Source organism: Staphylococcus sp. IVB6240 (assembly GCF_025558425.1).
In the GTDB taxonomy this organism is placed as follows: Bacteria; Bacillota; Bacilli; order Staphylococcales; family Staphylococcaceae; genus Staphylococcus.
In genome coordinates, this window is record NZ_CP094718.1 from 201,544 (window position 1) to 223,127 (window position 21,584).

21 protein-coding genes are annotated in these 21,584 nt (G+C 38.5%); all 21 read left to right on the forward strand.

Annotation, left to right across the window (positions count from 1 at the left end; translation table 11 throughout):
* Nucleotides 1–24 precede the first annotated feature (24 nt).
* Complete coding sequence (gene metG / locus MUA88_RS00910) at nt 25–1,992, forward strand: methionine--tRNA ligase (protein WP_262605637.1); 1,968 nt, start codon at nt 25–27, stop codon at nt 1,990–1,992.
* A 76-nt stretch (nt 1,993–2,068) separates the two neighbouring features.
* Nucleotides 2,069–2,836, forward strand: coding sequence for a TatD family hydrolase (locus MUA88_RS00915; RefSeq protein WP_262605638.1), 768 nt, complete (start codon nt 2,069–2,071; stop codon nt 2,834–2,836).
* 35 nt (nt 2,837–2,871) lie between these two features.
* Nucleotides 2,872–3,411, forward strand: a complete 540-nt coding sequence (gene rnmV / locus MUA88_RS00920; RefSeq protein WP_262604308.1) for a ribonuclease M5 — start codon at nt 2,872–2,874, stop codon at nt 3,409–3,411.
* Between the two features lie 6 nt (nt 3,412–3,417).
* A complete protein-coding gene (gene rsmA / locus MUA88_RS00925) occupies nt 3,418–4,308 on the forward strand; it encodes a 16S rRNA (adenine(1518)-N(6)/adenine(1519)-N(6))-dimethyltransferase RsmA (RefSeq protein WP_262605639.1) in 891 nt (296 codons plus the stop codon).
* Nucleotides 4,309–4,408: 100 nt separating this feature from the next.
* Nucleotides 4,409–4,675: a Veg family protein gene (locus tag MUA88_RS00930; protein WP_262604310.1), complete on the forward strand. Its 267-nt coding sequence runs from the start codon at nt 4,409–4,411 to the stop codon at nt 4,673–4,675.
* 405 nt (nt 4,676–5,080) lie between these two features.
* Nucleotides 5,081–5,929: a 4-(cytidine 5'-diphospho)-2-C-methyl-D-erythritol kinase gene (gene ispE / locus MUA88_RS00935; RefSeq protein WP_262605640.1), complete on the forward strand. Its 849-nt coding sequence runs from the start codon at nt 5,081–5,083 to the stop codon at nt 5,927–5,929.
* 27 nt (nt 5,930–5,956) lie between these two features.
* The gene (gene purR / locus MUA88_RS00940; protein ID WP_262604312.1) at nt 5,957–6,778 is read left to right on the forward strand and encodes a pur operon repressor; all 822 of its coding nucleotides are present in this window, start codon (nt 5,957–5,959) and stop codon (nt 6,776–6,778) included.
* Between the two features lie 18 nt (nt 6,779–6,796).
* The gene (locus tag MUA88_RS00945) at nt 6,797–7,174 is read left to right on the forward strand and encodes a RidA family protein (protein ID WP_262605641.1); all 378 of its coding nucleotides are present in this window, start codon (nt 6,797–6,799) and stop codon (nt 7,172–7,174) included.
* A 113-nt stretch (nt 7,175–7,287) separates the two neighbouring features.
* Nucleotides 7,288–7,575 (forward strand): septation regulator SpoVG, encoded by a 288-nt coding sequence (spoVG, locus tag MUA88_RS00950; protein ID WP_262604314.1) that lies wholly within the window; start codon nt 7,288–7,290, stop codon nt 7,573–7,575.
* Between the two features lie 369 nt (nt 7,576–7,944).
* Nucleotides 7,945–9,315: a bifunctional UDP-N-acetylglucosamine diphosphorylase/glucosamine-1-phosphate N-acetyltransferase GlmU gene (glmU, locus tag MUA88_RS00955; protein WP_262604315.1), complete on the forward strand. Its 1,371-nt coding sequence runs from the start codon at nt 7,945–7,947 to the stop codon at nt 9,313–9,315.
* A gap of 67 nt (nt 9,316–9,382) precedes the next feature.
* On the forward strand, nt 9,383–10,348 hold the full coding sequence (locus tag MUA88_RS00960; protein WP_262604316.1) for a ribose-phosphate diphosphokinase: 966 nt from the start codon (nt 9,383–9,385) through the stop codon (nt 10,346–10,348).
* Between the two features lie 140 nt (nt 10,349–10,488).
* Nucleotides 10,489–11,136: a 50S ribosomal protein L25/general stress protein Ctc gene (locus tag MUA88_RS00965; RefSeq protein WP_262605642.1), complete on the forward strand. Its 648-nt coding sequence runs from the start codon at nt 10,489–10,491 to the stop codon at nt 11,134–11,136.
* 189 nt (nt 11,137–11,325) lie between these two features.
* On the forward strand, nt 11,326–11,898 hold the full coding sequence (gene pth / locus MUA88_RS00970) for an aminoacyl-tRNA hydrolase (protein ID WP_262604318.1): 573 nt from the start codon (nt 11,326–11,328) through the stop codon (nt 11,896–11,898).
* Nucleotides 11,895–15,419: a transcription-repair coupling factor gene (gene mfd / locus MUA88_RS00975; RefSeq protein WP_262605643.1), complete on the forward strand. Its 3,525-nt coding sequence runs from the start codon at nt 11,895–11,897 to the stop codon at nt 15,417–15,419. Before pth ends, mfd begins: the two co-directional genes overlap by 4 nt.
* Entirely contained in the window at nt 15,397–16,926 is a 1,530-nt protein-coding gene (locus tag MUA88_RS00980; protein WP_262604320.1) for an oligosaccharide flippase family protein, read from the forward strand. The genes mfd and MUA88_RS00980 overlap by 23 nt, the downstream gene beginning before the upstream one ends.
* Nucleotides 16,926–18,110: a MazG nucleotide pyrophosphohydrolase domain-containing protein gene (locus tag MUA88_RS00985; RefSeq protein WP_262605644.1), complete on the forward strand. Its 1,185-nt coding sequence runs from the start codon at nt 16,926–16,928 to the stop codon at nt 18,108–18,110. The genes MUA88_RS00980 and MUA88_RS00985 overlap by 1 nt, the downstream gene beginning before the upstream one ends.
* Nucleotides 18,100–18,357 (forward strand): RNA-binding S4 domain-containing protein, encoded by a 258-nt coding sequence (locus MUA88_RS00990; protein ID WP_262604322.1) that lies wholly within the window; start codon nt 18,100–18,102, stop codon nt 18,355–18,357. The genes MUA88_RS00985 and MUA88_RS00990 overlap by 11 nt, the downstream gene beginning before the upstream one ends.
* A 25-nt stretch (nt 18,358–18,382) precedes the next feature.
* Nucleotides 18,383–18,763 (forward strand): FtsB family cell division protein, encoded by a 381-nt coding sequence (locus tag MUA88_RS00995; protein WP_262604323.1) that lies wholly within the window; start codon nt 18,383–18,385, stop codon nt 18,761–18,763.
* A gap of 444 nt (nt 18,764–19,207) precedes the next feature.
* Nucleotides 19,208–19,585: a S1 domain-containing RNA-binding protein gene (locus MUA88_RS01000; RefSeq protein WP_095115156.1), complete on the forward strand. Its 378-nt coding sequence runs from the start codon at nt 19,208–19,210 to the stop codon at nt 19,583–19,585.
* A 115-nt stretch (nt 19,586–19,700) separates the two neighbouring features.
* Entirely contained in the window at nt 19,701–20,990 is a 1,290-nt protein-coding gene (tilS, locus tag MUA88_RS01005) for a tRNA lysidine(34) synthetase TilS (RefSeq protein ID WP_262605645.1), read from the forward strand.
* Nucleotides 20,980–21,522 carry a hypoxanthine phosphoribosyltransferase gene (hpt, locus tag MUA88_RS01010; RefSeq protein WP_262604325.1) on the forward strand — a complete coding sequence of 181 codons (543 nt, stop codon included), beginning with the start codon at nt 20,980–20,982 and terminating at the stop codon, nt 21,520–21,522. Before tilS ends, hpt begins: the two co-directional genes overlap by 11 nt.
* Nucleotides 21,523–21,584 lie beyond the last annotated feature (62 nt).

Consider the following 21,584-nt stretch of genomic DNA (forward strand, 5'->3'; position numbering starts at 1 on the left):
GATAAGAAATGAGGAGGAGCGCCGATGGTGAAAGAAACATTTTATATTACGACACCAATCTATTATCCAAGTGGTAACTTGCATATTGGGCACGCATATTCAACAGTAGCTGGAGATGTGATTGCACGCTACAAAAGAATGCAAGGCTATGATGTACGCTATTTAACAGGAACAGATGAACATGGTCAAAAAATTCAAGAAAAAGCACAAAAAGCAGGTCAATCTGAAATTGACTATTTAGACGGTATGATTAAGGAAATTAAGGCGCTTTGGAAGAAGCTAGATATTTCTAATGATGATTTTATCCGTACAACAGAACAACGCCATAAAGTTGTTGTGGAAAAAATCTTTGAAAAATTATTGGCACAAGGTGATATTTATCTTGGCGAATACGAAGGTTGGTATTCTGTGCCGGATGAAACATACTATACTGAAACACAATTAGTTGAACCTGTATATGAAAATGGCAAAATCGTCGGTGGTAAAAGTCCGGATTCAGGCCATGAAGTTGAACTTGTAAAAGAGGCAAGCTACTTCTTTAAACTTTCAAATTATACGGATCGTTTATTAGCATTTTACGATGAACATCCAGACTTCATTCAACCACCATCTCGTAAAAATGAGATGATCAACAATTTCATTAAGCCAGGTTTGGCTGACTTAGCTGTGTCACGTACATCATTTGACTGGGGTGTAAAAGTCCCATCAGATCCTAAACATGTCGTATATGTATGGTTAGATGCATTGGTGAACTATATTTCTGCACTAGGCTATTTAACAGATGATGACACATTATTCCGCAAATATTGGCCTGCAGATATTCATTTAATGGCAAAAGAAATCGTACGTTTCCACTCTATTATTTGGCCAATTATTTTAATGGCGCTTGACTTACCACTACCTAAAAAAGTCTTTGCGCATGGTTGGATCTTAATGAAAGACGGTAAAATGAGTAAGTCTAAAGGAAATGTAGTGGATCCAAACGTCCTCATCGATCGTTATGGATTAGATGCAACGCGCTATTATTTAATGCGTGAACTCCCATTCGGTTCTGACGGTGTATTCACACCAGAAGCCTTTGTTGAGCGTACAAACTATGACTTAGCAAACGACTTAGGTAACCTTGTGAACCGTACGCTTTCAATGATTAATAAATATTTTGATGGTGAGTTGCCAGCTTATGCAGGTCCAAAACATGAGTTGGATGCTGAGATGGAACAAATGGCACTCGATACAGTTAAAGCCTACCATGAAAATATGGAAGACTTACAATTCTCAGTGGCATTATCAATAGTATGGAAGTTCATCAGTCGTACAAACAAATATATTGATGAGACAACACCATGGATTTTAGCGAAAGATCCTGAACAACAAGACATGCTTGGCAATGTGATGGCACATCTTGTTGAAAACATTCGCTTTGCCGCTGTATTGTTACGTCCATTCTTAACAAATGCGCCAAAACAAATTTTTGAACAACTGAACATTGATGACGCGTCATTATTCGAATTAGATAGTTTAACATCTTATGGTCGTTTGATAGCACCGATCACTGTGACTGACAAACCAACACCGATTTTCCCTCGTTTAGACGTGGATGCTGAAGTAGATCATATTAAAACATCTATGCAGCCTAAAAAAGCAGAAGCAGATGTTGTACCAAGTAAGGAACAAATCGATATCAAGGCATTTGACAAAGTAGAGATAAAAGCTGCGACAATCATTGATGCTGAAAATGTTAAAAAATCTGATAAACTTTTAAAAATTCAAGTTGATTTAGGTCATGAAAAATGCCAAATCGTTTCAGGTATTGCGAAATTTTATCAACCAGAAGATATCATTGGTAAAAAAGTAGCTGTTGTTACAAACTTAAAACCTGCGAAATTAATGGGCCAAAAATCTGAAGGTATGATTTTATCAGCTGAAAAAGATGGTGTGCTGACTTTAATCAGCTTACCAAATGCTGTACCAAATGGTGCCGTGATTAAATAATGATGTATGAAGAGGTGAGGTCATGTATTGGAGACTCACCTCTTTTCTATAAGAAGACTATGAAGGAGGAAGACACATGTTAATTGATACACATGTTCATTTAAATGCAGATCAATATGATGAAGATTTACAGGAAGTGATTGATCGCGCGTTAGAAGCGGGTGTTGATCGCATGTTTGTTGTTGGATTTGATACGAAAACGATTGAGCGTGCGATGCAATTGATTGAAGACTATGATTTTATTTATGCAATTATCGGATGGCACCCAGTTGATGCCATTGATTTTACTGAGGAACGCTTATCTTGGATTGAAAAGCTCTCAGAACATCCAAAAGTGATTGGTATCGGTGAGATGGGATTAGACTATCATTGGGATAAATCACCAAAAGATGTCCAAAAAGAGGTTTTCCGTAAACAGATTGCATTGGCGAAACGTGTGAAACTCCCAATTGTGATTCATAATCGTGAAGCAACACAGGATTGTATTGATATTTTAATTGAAGAACATGCAGAAGAAGTGGGCGGTATTATGCATAGTTTTAGTGGCTCACCAGAAATTGCTGATGTTGTGATTAATCAACTCAACTTCCATATTTCATTGGGCGGCCCTGTTACATTCAAAAATGCGAAACAACCAAAAGAAGTGGCAAAACATGTACCGTTAGATCGCTTATTAGTGGAAACGGATGCGCCTTATTTAACACCACATCCATATCGTGGAAAGCGTAATGAACCTGCTCGTGTCACACTTGTGGCAGAACAAATTGCAGAGTTACGTGGCATCACATATGAAGAAGTCGCAAAACAAACGACTGAAAATGCAGAGAGACTCTTTAACTTATAATATATGCTGGGAAAGATTAAAAAGAAGGTGTCATCATGAAAATTAATGAATTTATCGTCGTGGAAGGCCGTGATGATACAGCACGTGTGAAAAGTGCCGTTACATGTGAAACAATTGAAACCAATGGGAGCGCGATTGATCAGGAAGTGTTAGATGTGATACGACAAGCGCATGAGACGAAAGGTGTCATAGTATTGACGGACCCTGATTTCCCGGGTGATAAAATACGTACAACGATTCGCAATGCGGTTCCAGGTGTCAAACATGCTTTTATCGATCGAGAAGCAGCTAAAAGTAAACGTGGTAAAATTGGTGTAGAACATGCCTCTCTAGAAGATATTCGAGAAGCATTGATGCATGTTGCGACGCCTTTATCTGAAGGTGAAGAAACGATCGATAAAGCCGTGTTAATTGATTTAGGTTTGATTATTGGACCAGATGCGAGACGTCGACGAGAAATATTAGGTAGAAAGCTTCATATCGGTCATTCGAATGGTAAACAATTATTAAAAAAACTGAATGCGTTTGGCTATACAGAAGAAGATGTGCGACGCGCATTGGAAATAGAGGAGTAAACAGATATGTTCGAAAAAGATATTGCAACGCCTTCGAGAACGAAAGCGTTGCTGAATCAGTATGGATTTAGTTTTAAGAAAAGCTTAGGACAAAACTTTTTAATCGATGTCAATATTATACACAAGATTATCGATGCATCAGGGATTGATGAGAATACAGGTGTTATTGAAATCGGTCCTGGTATGGGGTCATTAACACAACAATTAGCCAAACACGCGAAACAAGTTCTTGCATTTGAAATTGACCAGCGTCTGATTCCCGTATTAGGTGAGACACTGGCGCCTTATGATAATGTCACAGTAATTAATCAAGATATTTTAAAGGCAGATGTTGCCAGTGAAATCGCAACATATTTACAAGGGTGCGATAAAATCATGGTAGTTGCAAATTTACCGTATTACATTACAACACCTATTCTATTAACGCTTTTAGAACAAAATATCCCAATCGATGGGTATGTTGTGATGATGCAAAAAGAAGTGGGTGAACGTTTAAACGCACAAGTCGGCACGAAGGCATATGGTTCTTTATCTATTGTGACGCAATATTATACTGAAACTTCAACTGTGATGACGGTACCGAAATCGGTATTCATGCCACCACCAAATGTAGATTCAATCGTTGTTAAATTAATGAAGCGTCCACAACCACTGGTCGACATTGATGATACCGCACTTTTCTTTAAAATGACGAAGGGTGCATTTGCACAAAGACGAAAAACGATTTTAAATAACTATCAAAATTTATTTATAGACGGAAAACAATATAAAGAAGATATCCACTTGTGGCTTGAACAAGCTGGTATTGATTCGAGAAGACGTGGGGAAACGTTGTCAATACAAGAATATGCACGATTGTATGACGAATTGAAAAATTTCCCGAATTTAAAAGTTTAAAACAATTGACATTACAAATATGCCTTGTTAAAATTAAAGATTTCTGTTGACTTCTACGCTAATTTTGTGTTATAATACACCTATAGCGAGGTGGAGCGATATGCCAAAATCTATTGTAGACATCAAAAATCGACTTGATTGTCAGTTAGGGAATCGTATTGTACTTAAAGCTAATGGGGGACGTAAGAAAACAATTGAACGTTGTGGTGTGTTAACGGAAACGTACCCATCAGTGTTCGTTGTTGAACTTGATCCGGATAAACACAACTTTGAGCGTGTGTCATATACATATGCGGATGTACTTACACAAAATGTACATGTCTCATTTGTCGACGATGACACTTATCAAGAAGTCAGCGCAAGATAAATTTAAATATGCATAACAGCATTTATATTGAAGCAGAAAGTCATTCAATCATGGGATTGGATGGCTTTTAGTCATTTATGGGGGATATTAGACAGTCGTATTTGATGCATGAGATTTAAATATTGATTCATTGATTCTATATAGAGGGATAATTTTTATATCTTCAAAATTTTTAAGATTATCCTGCTATTAATATGTGTGTGTTTAAACTTTTTTATAATATTAAAAGAACTTTTCAAATGTCGGTTGTTTTCATTGTTAATTGAGGTTATTATACGAATATGAGATTCATGTAATATTTTATAAAACTTTGTATGTACTTTTAGTATCCTAAAATTTAATTTCGAGTTATACGGCTAATTATGGTAAAATCACTGTAATACCAACTTGAAAGAGGAAATTGTGATGATTTATGAAACAGCGCCAGCTAAGATTAACTTAACATTAGACACTTTGTTCAAAAGAGATGATGGTTATCACGAAGTTGAGATGATTATGACAACGATTGACTTGAATGATCGCTTATCTTTTCAAAAACGTCGTGATAACAAGATTGTTTTGAAAGTGGATGAAAGCTTTATTCCGTCAGATGAACGCAATTTAGCTTATCGTGCGGCACAGTTGATGAAAGAAACATATGGCATTCAACAAGGTGTGACGATTACTTTAGATAAAAATATTCCTGTAGCGGCTGGTTTAGCAGGAGGCTCCAGCGATGCTGCTGCAACGATGCGTGGACTGAATCGTTTATTTGAGTTGGATCTATCATTGGAAGAATTGAGTACATTGTCTGCAGAGATAGGATCAGATATTCCTTTCTGTGTGTATGGAACAACGGCTTTGTGTAAAGGGCGTGGAGAACAACTCGAGCTCTTGAAGCGACCACCATCATCTTGGGTGGTGATTGCAAAGTCACAAGCAGGTTTATCAACACCTGAAGTTTATGGGGGACTTGACTTAAGTAAACCATATGATGTACATACAGAGGCATGCTTAAAAGCGATTGAAGAAGAAGATTATGAACTGATGTGTCAAAGTCTATCCAATCGACTTGAACCTGTCTCAATGCAATTACAACCTGAGATCGAGAAAATCAAAAGAACGATGTTGAACAGTGGCGCAGACGGAGCATTGATGAGTGGCAGTGGACCAACTGTGTACGGATTCGCACAGCGAGAGCGTCAAGCACGTCATATTTATAACGCTGTATGTGGTTGTTGCAACGATGTTTACCTTGTGAGGACACTTGGTTAACTGATAGAGAAAGGATGAATAATAAAGGTGCGATACAAAAGAAGTGAACGAATTGTTTACATGACTCAATATTTAATTAGCAATCCAAATAAACTCGTACCGCTGACTTACTTTGTAGAGAAGTTTCAACAGGCAAAGTCATCGATTAGCGAAGATGTTCAGATTATTAAAGACACAGTTGTTAAAGAAGGACTCGGTTCAATTGAGACCGTTGCAGGTGCGAGTGGAGGCGTCAGGTATCGACCTCAGATGCAACGCGAAGAAGCGGAAGCAGTCGTGCAAGAGGTGACGTCGTTATTGCAAGAAAAGGACAGATTGTTACCCGGTGGCTATCTCTTTTTATCTGATTTGATGGGGAATCCTACATTATTGAAAAAGGTAGGTAAACTCATCGCAACCATCTATATGGATGAAGAGCTTGATGCGATTGTAACGATTGCAACGAAAGGGATTTCTCTTGCGAATGCTGTGGCAAGTGTACTCAATCTCCCAGTAGTTGTGATTCGTAAAGACAATAAGGTGACGGAAGGATCTACCGTATCGATTAACTATGTATCCGGTTCTTCAAGAAAGATTGAGACGATGGTATTGTCAAAGCGAACATTGAAAGAACATTCAAATGTGCTCGTAGTAGATGATTTTATGCGTGCGGGAGGTTCAATCAATGGAGTTATGAATCTGATGGCAGAGTTTAAAGCACAGGTAAAAGGGGTATCTGTACTTGTGGAGTCCAAAGAAGTAAAACAGCGATTGATTGAAGATTACACTTCTCTTGTCCGCTTGTCTGATGTTGATGAATATAACCAAGACTTCAAAGTGGAACCAGGTAATAGTTTATCTAAATTTTAAAAAGGAGAAGCGAACAACATGAAACTAATTAACACACAAAAAGCACCAGCAGCAGTTGGACCATATTCACACGCAGCAATTGTTAACGGTATGGTTTATACGTCAGGTCAAATCCCATTAAATACAGAAGGGGAGATTGTGAGTGACGCTATTGAGGAACAAACGAAACAAGTCATTGAAAACTTGAAAGTTGTTCTTGAAGAAGCAGGCTCTGATTTAGATCACGTGGTTAAAGCGTTAATCTTTTTATCTGACATGGAAAACTTCCAAAAGGTAAATGAAGTATATGGTTCATATTTTGATGCACATAAACCAGCAAGAAGCGCGGTTGAAGTTGCACGTTTACCAAAGGATGTAAAGATTGAAATCGAAATGATTGCTGAAGTTAAAGAATAGAGATTGGATCAATACTTGTTTTGGGAGTCATTCAGCGACTCCCCTGAGCGCAAACAAGTAGTGTCTCAAACTCGTTCTAAAAAATTATATACAAATCTATGGGGGGCGCACTTATGAAAGTGACAGATGTTAGACTTAGAAAAATACAAACGGAAGGAAGAATGAAGGCCTTAGTATCAATCACACTTGAAGATGCTTTTGTTATTCATGATTTACGCGTTATTGAAGGCAACTCAGGTCTTTTTGTCGCAATGCCTAGCAAACGTACAGCAGATGGCGAATTCCGTGATATTGCACATCCAATCAACTCAGAAATGAGAAAAGAAATTCAAGATGCCGTAATGAAAGTATATGACGAGACAGACGAAGTACTTCCAGCGCAAGAAGAAACAGAAGAATAATAACACTGAAAAGTAGGCAGAAGATACATGGTGATGTGAATCAGTCTACACAGAGGCTAAGATAGAACTTTTAATTGTTCCTATCTTAGCCTCTTTTTGAATTTTGGATTGGGATTGAACCATAATGAGTGTTTGCTTTTGGAAATGGTTTATAAGTATTTAAGTGGGAGATTTTTCAGCAAGGATAGTACGATTTTGGAAAAATTTAGGATCTAATTTTGCTTATCGGTTAATTTTTTGTAAATACTAAGCCTTTTTGTCAGAGTTTCTATTATGTGAATATCGTGTTTCTTGTTTTACTTCTTGAAAGTGTACACACGCTTAAATTATAATTATAGAGAAGTGCAAAAAAACTGGAGGTTCATTACCATGCAGAGACACGCGATTGTTTTAGCAGCTGGCAAAGGGACGCGGATGAAATCAAAGCAATACAAGGTGCTTCATGAAGTGGCTGGGAAGCCTATGATTGCGCATGTGATTGATCAAGTGCAACAATCAGGTGTAACGAATATTGTAACGATCGTTGGTCATGGAGCAGAGCAAGTGAAAGCAACACTTGGAGAGACTTCACAATATAGTTTTCAAGCAGAACAGCTAGGAACTGCACATGCGGTGAAGCAAGCGGCAGAACATTTAGCAACACAACAAGGCATTACATTAGTGGTATGTGGTGACACACCACTGATCACCTCAGAAACATTATCAAAATTAATGGCACATCATGAGGCTTCAAAATCACAAGCAACTGTGCTATCAGCGACAACAGCTCAACCTTTTGGCTATGGTCGTATTGTAAGAGACGAACAAGGCGCACTCTTAGAAATTGTTGAAGAGAAAGATGCGACAGAAGCACAAAAAGCAATTCAAGAAATCAGTTCAGGTATTTTCGCTTTTGATAATGCAACGTTATTTACATTATTAGATCAAGTAGATAACAATAATGCACAAGGTGAATACTACCTTCCACAAGTGTTAACACTTATCTTACAGCAACAAGGTCATATTGGTGTGTATCATACAGAAGACTTTGATGAAATTATGGGTGTCAATGATCATGTTGCATTGAGTCGTGCAGAACAAGCGTATCGTATTCGCACAAATGAATATCATATGCGTGAAGGTGTGACGATTATTGATCCAAACACAACATACATTGGTCCAGATGTGATAATTGGTCCAGATACCATTATTGAGCCGGGTGTCAGAATTACAGGTCGAACAACAATCGGAAGCGATGTGCGTATTGGTCAATATTCTGAAATACGCGATAGTCAAATTAATGATGACGCAGTTATCAAACAATCAGTGATTGCCGAAGCGGTTGTTGGTGCAAAATCAGCAATTGGGCCATTTGCGCAGTTACGACCAGGTGCAGATCTTGGACAAGAAACGAAGATTGGTAATTTCGTGGAAGTTAAAAAGGCACGTATCGATGACGGTGCAAAAGTATCACACTTAAGTTATATCGGTGATGCAGAAGTGGGCGCCCGTACAAATATTGGTTGCGGTACGATTACTGTGAATTATGACGGTGTGAACAAGTTTAAGACAACAATTGGTAAAGATGTCTTTATCGGTTGTAATGCAAACTTAGTTGCGCCAGTGTCAATTGGTGACGGTACGCTTGTTGCAGCAGGTTCAACGATTACAGATGATGTTCCTGAAAAGAGTTTGGCACTTGGACGTGCAAGACAAGTCACAAAAGCAGGCTACTTAGACAATGAGTCAACAGAATCATAAAGTGTAAAATAAGTGGAATAAAATTTAAAATAAATTAGTGATCAAAACAATTATTGGAGGATTTATCATGTTAAATACCGAATATAAAAACTCGTCTCTGAAGATTTTCTCATTGAAAGGTAATGAACCACTCGCAAAAGAAGTAGCAGACCAAGTGGGTGTGGAACTTGGAAAATGTACAGTAAAACGTTTTAGCGATGGTGAGATTCAAATCAATATTGAAGAAAGTATTCGTGGTTGTGATGTTTTTATTATTCAACCAACTTCAAATCCAGTGAACGTTCACTTGATGGAATTATTAATTATGATTGATGCATGTAAACGTGCGTCTGCAGCGACAATTTCAATCGTTGTACCTTACTATGGTTATGCGCGTCAAGACCGCAAAGCACGTAGCCGTGAACCGATTACAGCGAAACTTGTAGCAGATTTATTTGAAACAGCAGGTGCAGATCGCATGATCGCTTTAGACCTACATGCACCACAAATTCAAGGATTCTTTGATATTCCGATTGATCATTTAATGGGCGTACCGATTTTAGCTGATTACTTCATCAATAATAAAGATATCGATCCAGAGAAATGTGTTGTAGTTTCTCCAGACCACGGTGGTGTAACACGTGCACGTAAACTTGCGGACATTTTAAAAACACCAATTGCTATTATTGATAAACGCCGTCCAAAACCAAATGTTGCAGAAGTGATGAACATTGTGGGTGAAATTGAAGGGCGAACAGCAATTATTATCGATGACATTATCGACACAGCAGGTACGATCACATTAGCTGCACAAGCATTGAAAGATAAAGGGGCTACAGAAGTATATGCTTGCTGTACACACCCAGTATTATCAGGCCTTGCTAAAGAACGAATTGAAAACTCAGCAATTAAAGAATTGATTGTGACTAACTCAATTTTATTAAAAGATGAACAAAAACCTAAAAACATCAAAGAACTTTCTGTTGCTGAATTATTAGCACAAGCGATTATCCGTGTGTATGAGCGTGAATCAGTAAGTGTATTATTTGTCTAAGATAGGTTGACTTCTTGTTAAAATCTGTGTAGAATAACTCTGTTCGTGTCATGACGGACAAATACACATTTGCAAGCAGCGAATAAGCTGATGGGCAAATGCTGCACGAGAGACGTGCAACGGAAAGGTGGAAAATGAATATGGCTTCATTAAAGTCTATTATTCGTCAAGGTAAACAAACACGCGGAGATTTACGTAAAATCCGTGAAGCAGGTAAAGTACCAGCAGTAGTATATGGTTACGGTACAAAAAACGTATCAGTTAAAGTTGATGAAGTAGATTTCATCAAAGTGATTCGTGAAGTAGGACGTAACGGTGTTATCGTTTTAGGTGTAGGTTCAAAAGAAATCAAAGTAATGGTATCTGATTACCAATTCGATCTTCTTAAAAACCAAATTACACACATCGACTTCTTAGCAATCAACATGAGCGAAGAGCGTACTGTTGAAGTACCAGTTCACTTAATCGGTGAAGCACCTGGTGCAAAAGAAGGTGGCGTAGTTGAACAACCATTATTCGACTTAAACATTACTGCTACTCCTGACAGCATTCCTGAAAGCATCGAAGTGGATATCAGCGAATTAAACGTTGGTGATACTTTAAGCGTACAAGACATTAAAGTATCAGGCGACTTCACTATCGAAAATGATGCTGAAGAAGCAGTTGTATCTGTTGTTGCACCAACAGAAGAACCAACTGAAGAAGAAATCGAAGCAATGGAAGGCGAAGCAACTACTGAAGAGCCTGAAGTTGTTGGCGAAGAAAAAGAAGAATCTGAAGAAGAATAAGATATCTTCTAAAGAGCATTATCCATCTCAATGGGTAGTGCTCTTTTTTTACGGGCAACAGTGTTCAATAGAGCGAAAAAAGGGCTTTTTGTGTTACGATAGATAGGTCATATATCGTGATAATTAACGACATAAATGGAGATAAATCACACAAGTGTAAGTGTAATGAGAATAATGGAGGAACAAGTGATGAAATGTATTGTGGGTTTAGGAAATATTGGCAAACGCTATGAGCGCACAAGACACAATATTGGCTTTGAAGTCATTGATGCGTTGTTAGATCAACATCAAATAACATTGGATAAGCAAAAATTTCGTGGGGCTTATACAATTGCGCGTATCAATGGCGAAAAAGTCATGTTGATTGAGCCTTTAACATTAATGAACCTTTCTGGAGAAGCAGTCGGCCCATTAATGGATTATTATAATATTGAAATAGAAGACTTATTAGTGCTTTATGATGATCTTGACTTGGCACAAGGCAATATCCGCTTGAGACAAAAAGGGAGTGCAGGTGGTCATAATGGGATGAAATCCATCATTGCACACCTAGGAACAAGTGACTTTAAACGTATCCGAATTGGTATTGATCGACCGACCAATGGGATGTCCGTGCCTGACTATGTTCTACAAAAGTTTTCTGATTCAGAAATGAAAACGATGCAACCAGTCATTGAACATGTTGCAAAGGCAGTGGAAGCATTCATCGGCGGTGAAACTTTTGAGAATGTCATGACACACTACAATGGTGAGATTCAGTGAAACCAATCATTAATGAAATCATAAAGAGAGATACACAGTTTAATGCTTTAATGGAAAAAGTAGGCGACAATAACCTGTTAGTGACAGGATTGACGCCTTCTGCCAAAGCAGCTATGATTGCAGAGACGTACCAGTCGAGTCATAAACAAGTTTTATTGGTGACAAATAACTTGTATCAAGCAGATAAGTTAGAAGCCGACTTATTACAGTTTGTGCCGGATGATGAACTGTATAAATATCCTGTTCAAGATATGATGACTGAAGAGTTTTCAACACAAAGCCCAGAGTTTATGAGTGAACGTGTCCGTACATTAACAGCACTCGCGCATGAGCGTCGCGGGTTATTTGTCGTTCCATTGAATGGATTGAAGAAATTACTTACACCAAAAGCATTATGGCAATCACATCAGATGGTTTTAAATATCGGTGATGATCTAGATTTGGATGCATTTTTAACGAAGCTTGTGAGTATGGGGTATCGTCGAGAGTCCGTTGTAACGAATATTGGTGATTTTTCCGTTCGTGGTGGCATTATTGATATTTACCCACTACTTGGCGAACCGGTGCGTATTGAGTTATTTGATACAGAAGTGGATTCCATGCGCTTATTCGATGTGGAGACACAACGTTCATTGGAAAATGTTGATACGATCGAAATTACGACAACGCATGATTTTATTATGACTGAGTCGGTGAGATCGCATACAGTTGAAAAATTAACAGCAGCTTATGAAGAAACACGTCCAAAAATTGAAAAATCATTCCGCCAAGATTTAAAAGATACGTATGATGCCTTTCATATTACGGATGAAGAACGTTTTGATCCTCAAGTGTTAAGACGATTGATTGCCTTTATGTATGAGCAGTCAGAAACCATCATAGACTACTTTAAAGACAATGCGATTGTGTTAGTCGATGAATACCAACGGGTAAAAGAAACTGAAGATACATTGACTGAAGAGACGACTGACTTTTTACAAAATCTTGTAGAAAGTGGAAAAGGCTTTATCGGTCAGCGATTTATGGATGATGATGCTTTTGAAACACTGATTCGTCAGCGACAGATTACGTATTTTACATTGTTTACTGCATCGATGCCTGTGAAGCTAGATGAGATTTTCAAGTTTTCATGTAAGCCCGTCCAACAGTATTATGGTCAGTACGATATTATGACTTCTGAACTTCAACGTTTTATGCGTCAAGAATATCGTATGGTCATTGTTGCGGAAACAGAGACGAAAAAAGAACGTATTCAAGCGATGCTCAGTGAGATGCATGTGCCAACATTGTTAGAACCGGATATTGAAGCGATGTTGCCTGGTCATGCAGCGATTGTTGAAGGGAGTTTATCAGAAGGCTTTGAACTACCCTATATGTCTCTCGTTGTGATCACCGAACGTGAACTATTCAAATCAAGACAGAAGAAGACTTCTAAAAAACGTCGTAAAACATTGACGAATGCTGAGAAGATTAAGTCATATCAAGAATTGAATGTAGGGGACTATGTCGTTCATGTACATCATGGTGTGGGACGCTACCTGGGTGTTGAAACACTTGAAGTAGGCGATGTGCATCGTGACTACATGAAGATTCAGTATAAGGGAACAGATCAGCTATTTGTTCCTGTTGATCAGATGGACCAAGTACAAAAATATGTCGGTTCAGAAGATAAAACACCTAAGTTATATAAATTAGGTGGCAGTGAATGGAAAAAAACAAAAGCGAAAGTACAAAGTAACGTTGAAGATATTGCTGATGAATTGATTGCACTATACAAAGAGCGTGAGCAATCTGTCGGTTACCAATTTGCACCTGATACTGAAGAGCAACATGCTTTTGAAATGGACTTCCCATATGAATTGACGGAAGACCAAGATAAGTCAATTCGAGAAATTAAGGCCGATATGGAAAGTGCGCGCCCAATGGATCGTCTACTCTGTGGTGATGTGGGTTACGGTAAAACAGAAGTGGCCGTACGCGCGGCGTTTAAAGCAGTCATGTCAGGGAAACAAGTAGCATTTCTTGTTCCAACGACGATATTGGCACAACAACACTATGAAACATTGATTGAACGCATGCGCGATTTCCCTGTTGAAATTCAATTAATGAGTCGTTTCCGTACTGCAAAAGAAATCAAAGAAACAAAAGAAGGCTTAAAATCAGGCTTTGTTGATATTGTGGTAGGTACGCATAAGCTATTAGGCAAGACTATTGAATATAAAGACCTTGGTTTGTTAATTGTCGATGAGGAGCAACGCTTTGGTGTGCGACATAAAGAAAAAATTAAAGCCTTGAAAGCAAATGTGGATGTCCTCACATTGACAGCAACACCGATACCGAGAACATTGCATATGAGTATGTTAGGTGTGCGCGACTTATCAGTGATTGAAACACCACCTGAAAACCGTTTCCCTGTTCAAACATACGTCTTAGAGCAAAATGCGAACTTTATCAAAGAAGCATTAGAACGTGAATTATCTAGGGAAGGTCAGGCTTTCTACTTGTATAATAAAGTACAATCCATTTATGAGAAGCGCGAACAGCTGCGCATGCTGATGCCAGAAGCGGAGATTGGTGTGGCGCATGGACAGCTGACAGAGCGAGATCTCGAAGAAACGATGTTGAACTTTATTAACGGTGAGTATGACATTCTGCTCACAACAACCATTATTGAAACAGGTGTGGATGTGCCGAATGCGAACACACTGATTATTGAAGAAGCGGATCGTTTTGGCTTGAGTCAATTGTATCAATTACGTGGACGTGTGGGACGTTCAAGTCGTATTGGGTATGCTTACTTCTTACATCCACAAAATAAAGTGCTCACCGAAACAGCAGAAGATCGTCTACAAGCGATTAAGGAATTTACAGAGCTTGGTAGCGGATTTAAAATTGCGATGCGCGATTTGAATATTCGTGGTGCAGGGAACCTATTAGGAAAGCAACAACACGGCTTTATTGATTCTGTTGGTTACGACCTCTATGCGCAAATGTTGGAAGAAGCGGTTAATGAGAAACGCGGTGTCAAAGTGGAAGCACAGGCACCAGAACTTGAAATGGATTTACGATTGGATGCCTATTTACCAGCATCTTATATTCAAAATGAACAAGCAAAAATTGAGATTTATAAAAAATTACGTGCAACAGAAACACATACACAATTGATGGACATTAAAGATGAATTGTTAGATCGCTTTAATGAATATCCACAAGAAGTTGCCCATTTATTAGATTCTGTAGAAATTAAAACGTATTTATTACAAGTAGGCGTGCAACATGTGAAAGATACAGGCAAGACGATTGAAATCTTGTTGACACCAGCAGGAACGAATCGTATCAATGGTGAAGAACTCTTCCGTCAATCTGAGCCACTTGGTCGTAGTATGACACTGGGTGTGAAAGATGGCAGTATGAAAGTGACCTTGAAGAAAGGTAATCAATGGTTGGAATCACTGAAGTTTTTAGCGAAGATTCTAGCAGAAAGTTTGAGGTTAGAAGATGAAGTCGAAAGCGGCATTTAATGGTGTCGTTGTCTTAACGGTTGCTTTAATCGCAGTGAAAGTACTGAGTGCATTATATCGTGTGCCTTATCAGAATGTACTCGGAGATGAAGGACTGTATGCGTATCAACAAATATATCCAATCGTTGCATTAGGCGTCGTGTTATCGAGCAATGCGATACCAAGTGCTTTTACACAAATTTTAGACGGTCGCCCTCCGAGTCGTCCTATGTTTCGTCGCTTGATTTTGATCATGGAACCAATGGGTATTCTTATTTGGGCTCTGTTATATATGGGAGCAGGTCAGATTGCCCGATGGATGGGAGACCCTCAGTTAACGCCTATGCTACAGGCGGCAAGTGTCAGCTTTCTTGTAGTGGGTATTTTAGGACTGTTACGCGGACATTTCCAAGCACAACATCAAATGAACTACCCAGCTTACTCACAAGTGATTGAACAATGTATTCGTGTTGGGATCATTGGTATCGTCATTGTCTATTTTATTCGTCAGGACGTATCGATCTATACAGCTGGGACGTGGGCGATCTATGCATCGACTGCTGGTTTTATCGTTTCTACATTGTACTTGTGGTGGCGACGTGATACAAAGTCATTCGAGCAACAAGCGCCTTCTCTCCCATTGCGACAATTCTTTATCGCAATCATTATCTTTGCGGTAAGTCACTTGATTGTGATTTTATGGCAAGTTGTCGATAGTTTTACAATTGTAAACATGTTACGCTCTGGTGCGGGATATGCATTTCAAGATGCTATTATGCAAAAGGGGATATATGATCGAGGTGCCTCTTTTATTCAAATGGGACTTATCGTTACCACGACATTTTGTTTTGTTTTAGTACCATTGTTGACGGATACGAAACGACGTGGTGCGATTGATGAGATGAATAGTTATGCGAATGCTTCACTTAAAATGACGATTGTTATTAGTAGTGCAAGTGGTATTGGCTTGATGAACTTATTGCCAAATTTGAATCGGGTCTTTTTTGAAAGCAACGCATTGACGATGACACTGACGATTTATATGCTCACTGTTATCTGTGTTTCAATGATGATGATGTATATGGCATTGTTAGAGATTTATGAACGTTATCGCTTGATTATAGGTGCCGTTCTAATGGGATTAGTGAGTAAATTAGCACTGAATATTTTGCTCATTACACATATTGAGATGCTAGGTGCCAGTCTTGCTACTGTCCTATCTCTAGTGATCACCGTTATGACGCTGCATCAAGGTGTCGTGCGCTGTTACCAACTTCATCGATTAAAAAACTTTTATGGCAAGTTAGCTGTTTCATTAGTTATCATGACAGTGACTGTTCAACTTAGCCAGTGGCTCATACCTGCTACATCTCGATTCGGTAGCTTATTAGAACTGCTTGTTGCAGCGATGATCGGCGTTTTGACAATCGGATGGATGTTAGTACGTCTTAATATTTTAGATGAAGAAGAATGGTCACACTTACCATTTGGAGATAAAATGTATAACTGGAAGAAAAGGAGAAAATGATGACACATCAATTAACAATTATTGGTCTTGGTAACTATGGTTTGGATGAGTTGCCGATGGGTGTTTATCGCTTAATCACACAACAAAAATGCTTATATGTAAGAACAGCAGACCATCCAGTCATTCAAGAGCTATCAGATATAGAGATTCAATCATTTGATCATGTATATGAACAATACGATACATTCGAACCCGTATACGAAGCGATTACAACGCAATTGTTGGAACGTGCACAACAGGAAGATATTGTTTATGCCGTTCCTGGACATCCACGTGTTGCCGAAACGACGACACAGCTATTATTGACGCGTGCAGCAGACTACGATGTTAAAGTCGTATTAAAAGGCGGACGTAGTTTCATTGATGATATTTTCGCAGCAGTAGATGTAGATCCAAATGATGGATTTACGATGCTTGATGCCACAGCGCTAGATGTTGTAGCACTGAATCCACGCACGGCAACTATTTTAACGCAAGTCTATAGTGAGATGGTGGCAGGAGAGTTGAAACTGACATTGATGGAACGCTATCCAGATGACTTTGAAGTATTTATTGTAGATGGCGCAAATCAATCTGGTGCAGCAGTTACCCAAGTGCCACTTTATGAATTAGATCATCAAGCCATTTTCACAAACTTAACAAGTGTATTTATTCCAGCTGTGACGGATGAAAAAGCTTTGTACGGTGATTTTGACTTTGCAAATCAGGTCATTGCGCAGTTAGTAGATGATGAAACAGGATGTCCGTGGGATAAAGTACAAACGCATGAAACATTGAAACGTTATTTATTAGAGGAGACATTTGAACTTTTCGAAGCAATTGATCATGAAGATGATTGGCATATGATTGAAGAGCTTGGAGATATTTTACTTCAAGTCTTATTACACGCACATATCGGTCAGAAGTCAGGCTACATGGATATACGTGAGGTAGTGACATCCCTATCAGATAAAATGATTCGCCGTCATCCACATGTATTTAATGATGAAAAAGCAGATGATGTGGAAGATGTGATGTCAATTTGGCAGACACAAAAAGCCGCAGAAGGTAAAAAAACACGTGTGAAGTTCGAGAAAGTATTTGCACGTCATTTCTTAAAACTGTATGATGAAGTCAAAAATAAGGACTTTACAGAAGAAGCGCTAGATCAATATTTGGCACAAGGAGGAAACCATGAGACTTGATAAATATTTAAAAGTATCGCGTCTAATCAAACGCCGTACGCTTGCGAAAGAGTTGAGCGATCAAGGTCGTGTTGCAGTGAATGGTCAAACAGCCAAAGCAGGTACCACTGTAAAAATAGACGATGAGTTAGTCATTCGTTTTGGTCAGAAAGTCGTAACGGTTAAAGTAACGGCATTGAATGAACATGCAACAAAAGAAAATGCAAAAGGTATGTACGAGCTTGTTAAAGAAGAACGATTACAGTAATGGATGTTGAGAGAGGTGATGCCACGTGAGCAAAAAAGTGCAAGGTATTGGCAATCAATACACATCAGAAGAAAATGCGAAGCGTCAGCGTCAAGAACGCTTAAAAAAAGTCGTTAAGAAACGGATGCTCGTATTTGGAGGTGGACTTCTTGCGGTTATTATTGTCTTGTTAATCATGGTGGGCGTACAAATGCACAGTAATCAACAAGCCTCTCAAGAGCGACAAGCGAAAGAAGAAGAATACCAGAAGATTCAAGATGAAGAAATTGAATTAAAAGAACGATTGAATAATTTAAATGATGATGAATATATCGAAAAAATTGCACGAGATGAATACTATTTGAGCAATGACGGTGAAGTCATCTTTAAATTGCCTGAAGATCAGAAAAATAATCAACAAGAATAGTATAGAAGGGCGCATGTTGAAAGTGTCAGAAACAGTCAGCATGTCGCCTTTTTGAATTCTGCTAAAACCTAAAGGCTCTTTTCACAACCTCGTGATGTCAGTGTTCGAGGAGCAGAATTCTCGACAGAACTCAGTCATTTTGCAAAATCAAAAATCAATTTTGAAAATGACTTTTGTTCTGCTCAAATTCTAAATGCTTCTCTCACAACCTCGTGATGTCAGTGTTCAAGGAGCAGAATTCTCGGTAGAACTTCACAGCTCTACAAAATTTGAAAATCAATTTTGATCGCTGTTCTAGTTCTACTCGAATTCTAAGCGCTCCTTTCACAACCTCGTGATAAAAATATTAAAGAAAAGGGTTAAATCGGTTTTTGTCGTTGTGTAAATAGTCAAACAACCGTATAATAGAGTTAAATATCGAACTCGGGAGGATTCATTATAACAATGGCAATCGAAGTAGGAAGTAAAGTCAAAGGTAAAGTCACTGGTATCAAAAAATTTGGTGCGTTTGTGGAGTTGCCAGAAGGAAAGAGCGGGCTTGTGCATATCAGTGAAGTGGCTGATAATTACGTTGAGAACGTAGAAGATCATCTATCATTAGGTGATGAAGTTGAAGTAAAAGTACTTTCTATTGCGGATGATGGTAAAATTAGTTTATCAATCAAAAAAGCAAAAGAACGTCCACGTCGACAAAAACCAGCACAAAAACCGGAAGACTTTGAGAAAAAACTATCTAACTTCTTAAAAGATAGTGAAGATAAACTTAATTCTGTGAAACGTCAAGCAGAGTCAAGACGTGGTGGCCGAGGTTCACGTCGATAAGTCATCACAATCTAGGGGTTGAGAAACGAAGGGAACTTTGAATCTCAACCTCTTTTTCGCTGTTAAAGTGAAGAACCGACAGTGTAAGAAGATTAAATCAAGGAGTGCTTGTGTGATGAAACCATTTTGGCAGTCAACGGATCATATTGTACTAGCTGTATCAACTGGAATTGACAGTATGGTGCTTTTACATCAATTACTGACAGAATATGCCGATACGTATCAGCAACTCACTTGTTTACATGTGCATCATGGACTGCGAGAGGCCTCTGATCAAGAAGCCAAATTTTTAGAAGCTTATTGTCAGGAACGAGGTGTTCCGTTACATATTCACTACTTAGATTTAACAGAAGAGACTGAAGCGGGACGGAGTATTCAGAATGAAGCCCGACAGTTACGCTATGCTTGGTTTGATGATATGGTGCGAAATTTACAAGCTGATTATTTATTGACGGCACACCATCAAGATGACCAGCTAGAGACGATCTTTTATCGTATCTTTACAGGTCGTGTGGATCGTAGTTCATTAGGTATCCCATCAAGTGAACAACGGGAAGGCTATCGTCTAATTCGACCACTCATCACAACAACGAAGGCACAAATTCATGCCTATCAACAACAGCATGCAGTACCATACTTTGAAGATGAAAGTAATCAAAGCAATGCTTATGTACGTAATGATATTCGTAATCGTTTACTACCTCGTATTGAAGAAAATCCACATTTACAAAGTGAGCAATTACTGAAGCTGATGTCGGTTCATGAAGAAGCATTAGCTCTTTTTACAGAACAGGCGAGACAATTTATTTCCCGGGAAGTGATCCAAAAAGGAACACAACATTGGGAAGTACCAAGAAAAACATTCAATCAATTATCACCGCATGTTAAAATGAAAGTCTTGGACGAGCTACTCCTGCACTTCGAATCAGTCGTGACGGTGAGTGAACGTACGTATCAAGATTGGTTTGTTAAACTGCACAGTGATGTTGCACAAACGACATTAATGCATACAAACAGATGGCATGTCGATATCGTGTATGATAAATTAGTCATAGTGCCTGCTAAGACAGAAATAGCACTGTCATCACGAGCTGTGACGACAGGAGGCACGTATGATATCGGTTCATATCACATTGAGATTGCAGAAGATATTTTTCGATTGCATCCGGTGTTATATATTCGAACACGCCAGACCGGTGACCGTGTAAAACTTTCAAATGGACACCATAAAAAAGTGACACGGCTTATGATTGATCAGAAAGTTCCTCGAGGACAACGAGAACAGATGCCGATCGTTACAACAGATCAAGATGAGATTTTGGCAGTCGGAACGTGTTACCAACATGCTACATATCATCAATATATACACATTCAATATTTGGGAGATGACATAAATGAAAAATGATTTAAAAGATATTTTATTAACGGAAGAAGAAATTCAAGAGATTTGCGAACGACTTGGACGCGTTTTGACTGAGGATTACAAAGATAAAGATTTATTCTGTGTTGGGATCTTAAAAGGTTCTATTTTGTTCATGACAGACTTAATCAAACGTATCGACACAAAACTTGCGATTGATTTTATGGATGTATCAAGTTATCACGGTGGTACTGAGTCAACAGGAGAAGTACAAATTCTAAAAGACTTAGGCTCATCAATTGAAAACAAAGATGTCTTAATCATTGAAGACATTCTTGAAACAGGCACAACATTGAAATCTATTACGGAATTATTAGAATCACGTCGCGTTAACTCATTAGAGATTGTGACGTTGTTAGACAAACCAAATCGTCGTAAAGCAGATATTCAAGCGAAATATGTAGGTAAAGTGATTCCGGACGAATTTGTTGTTGGATACGGTCTTGACTATAAAGAAGAGTACCGTAACTTACCTTATATTGGTACGTTGAAGCCTGAAATTTACACGCAAGGATAGTTATATGATGAAAGACGGGTTGCCATAGGAAGATTCAAAACAGATGTTAGAAACTATGGAAA

Coding starts and splice junctions, on each gene's coding strand:
- MUA88_RS00990 (WP_262604322.1), top strand. CDS start 18,100: ATGAGACTTGATAAATATTTAAAAGTATCGCGTCTAATCAAACGCCGT.
- rnmV (WP_262604308.1), top strand. CDS start 2,872: ATGAAAATTAATGAATTTATCGTCGTGGAAGGCCGTGATGATACAGCA.
- MUA88_RS00960 (WP_262604316.1), top strand. CDS start 9,383: ATGTTAAATACCGAATATAAAAACTCGTCTCTGAAGATTTTCTCATTG.
- MUA88_RS01000 (WP_095115156.1), top strand. CDS start 19,208: ATGGCAATCGAAGTAGGAAGTAAAGTCAAAGGTAAAGTCACTGGTATC.
- hpt (WP_262604325.1), top strand. CDS start 20,980: ATGAAAAATGATTTAAAAGATATTTTATTAACGGAAGAAGAAATTCAA.
- MUA88_RS00965 (WP_262605642.1), top strand. CDS start 10,489: ATGGCTTCATTAAAGTCTATTATTCGTCAAGGTAAACAAACACGCGGA.
- pth (WP_262604318.1), top strand. CDS start 11,326: ATGAAATGTATTGTGGGTTTAGGAAATATTGGCAAACGCTATGAGCGC.
- glmU (WP_262604315.1), top strand. CDS start 7,945: ATGCAGAGACACGCGATTGTTTTAGCAGCTGGCAAAGGGACGCGGATG.
- MUA88_RS00985 (WP_262605644.1), top strand. CDS start 16,926: ATGACACATCAATTAACAATTATTGGTCTTGGTAACTATGGTTTGGAT.
- metG (WP_262605637.1), top strand. CDS start 25: ATGGTGAAAGAAACATTTTATATTACGACACCAATCTATTATCCAAGT.
- MUA88_RS00980 (WP_262604320.1), top strand. CDS start 15,397: ATGAAGTCGAAAGCGGCATTTAATGGTGTCGTTGTCTTAACGGTTGCT.
- MUA88_RS00930 (WP_262604310.1), top strand. CDS start 4,409: ATGCCAAAATCTATTGTAGACATCAAAAATCGACTTGATTGTCAGTTA.
- rsmA (WP_262605639.1), top strand. CDS start 3,418: ATGTTCGAAAAAGATATTGCAACGCCTTCGAGAACGAAAGCGTTGCTG.
- tilS (WP_262605645.1), top strand. CDS start 19,701: ATGAAACCATTTTGGCAGTCAACGGATCATATTGTACTAGCTGTATCA.
- MUA88_RS00915 (WP_262605638.1), top strand. CDS start 2,069: ATGTTAATTGATACACATGTTCATTTAAATGCAGATCAATATGATGAA.
- MUA88_RS00945 (WP_262605641.1), top strand. CDS start 6,797: ATGAAACTAATTAACACACAAAAAGCACCAGCAGCAGTTGGACCATAT.
- spoVG (WP_262604314.1), top strand. CDS start 7,288: ATGAAAGTGACAGATGTTAGACTTAGAAAAATACAAACGGAAGGAAGA.
- ispE (WP_262605640.1), top strand. CDS start 5,081: ATGATTTATGAAACAGCGCCAGCTAAGATTAACTTAACATTAGACACT.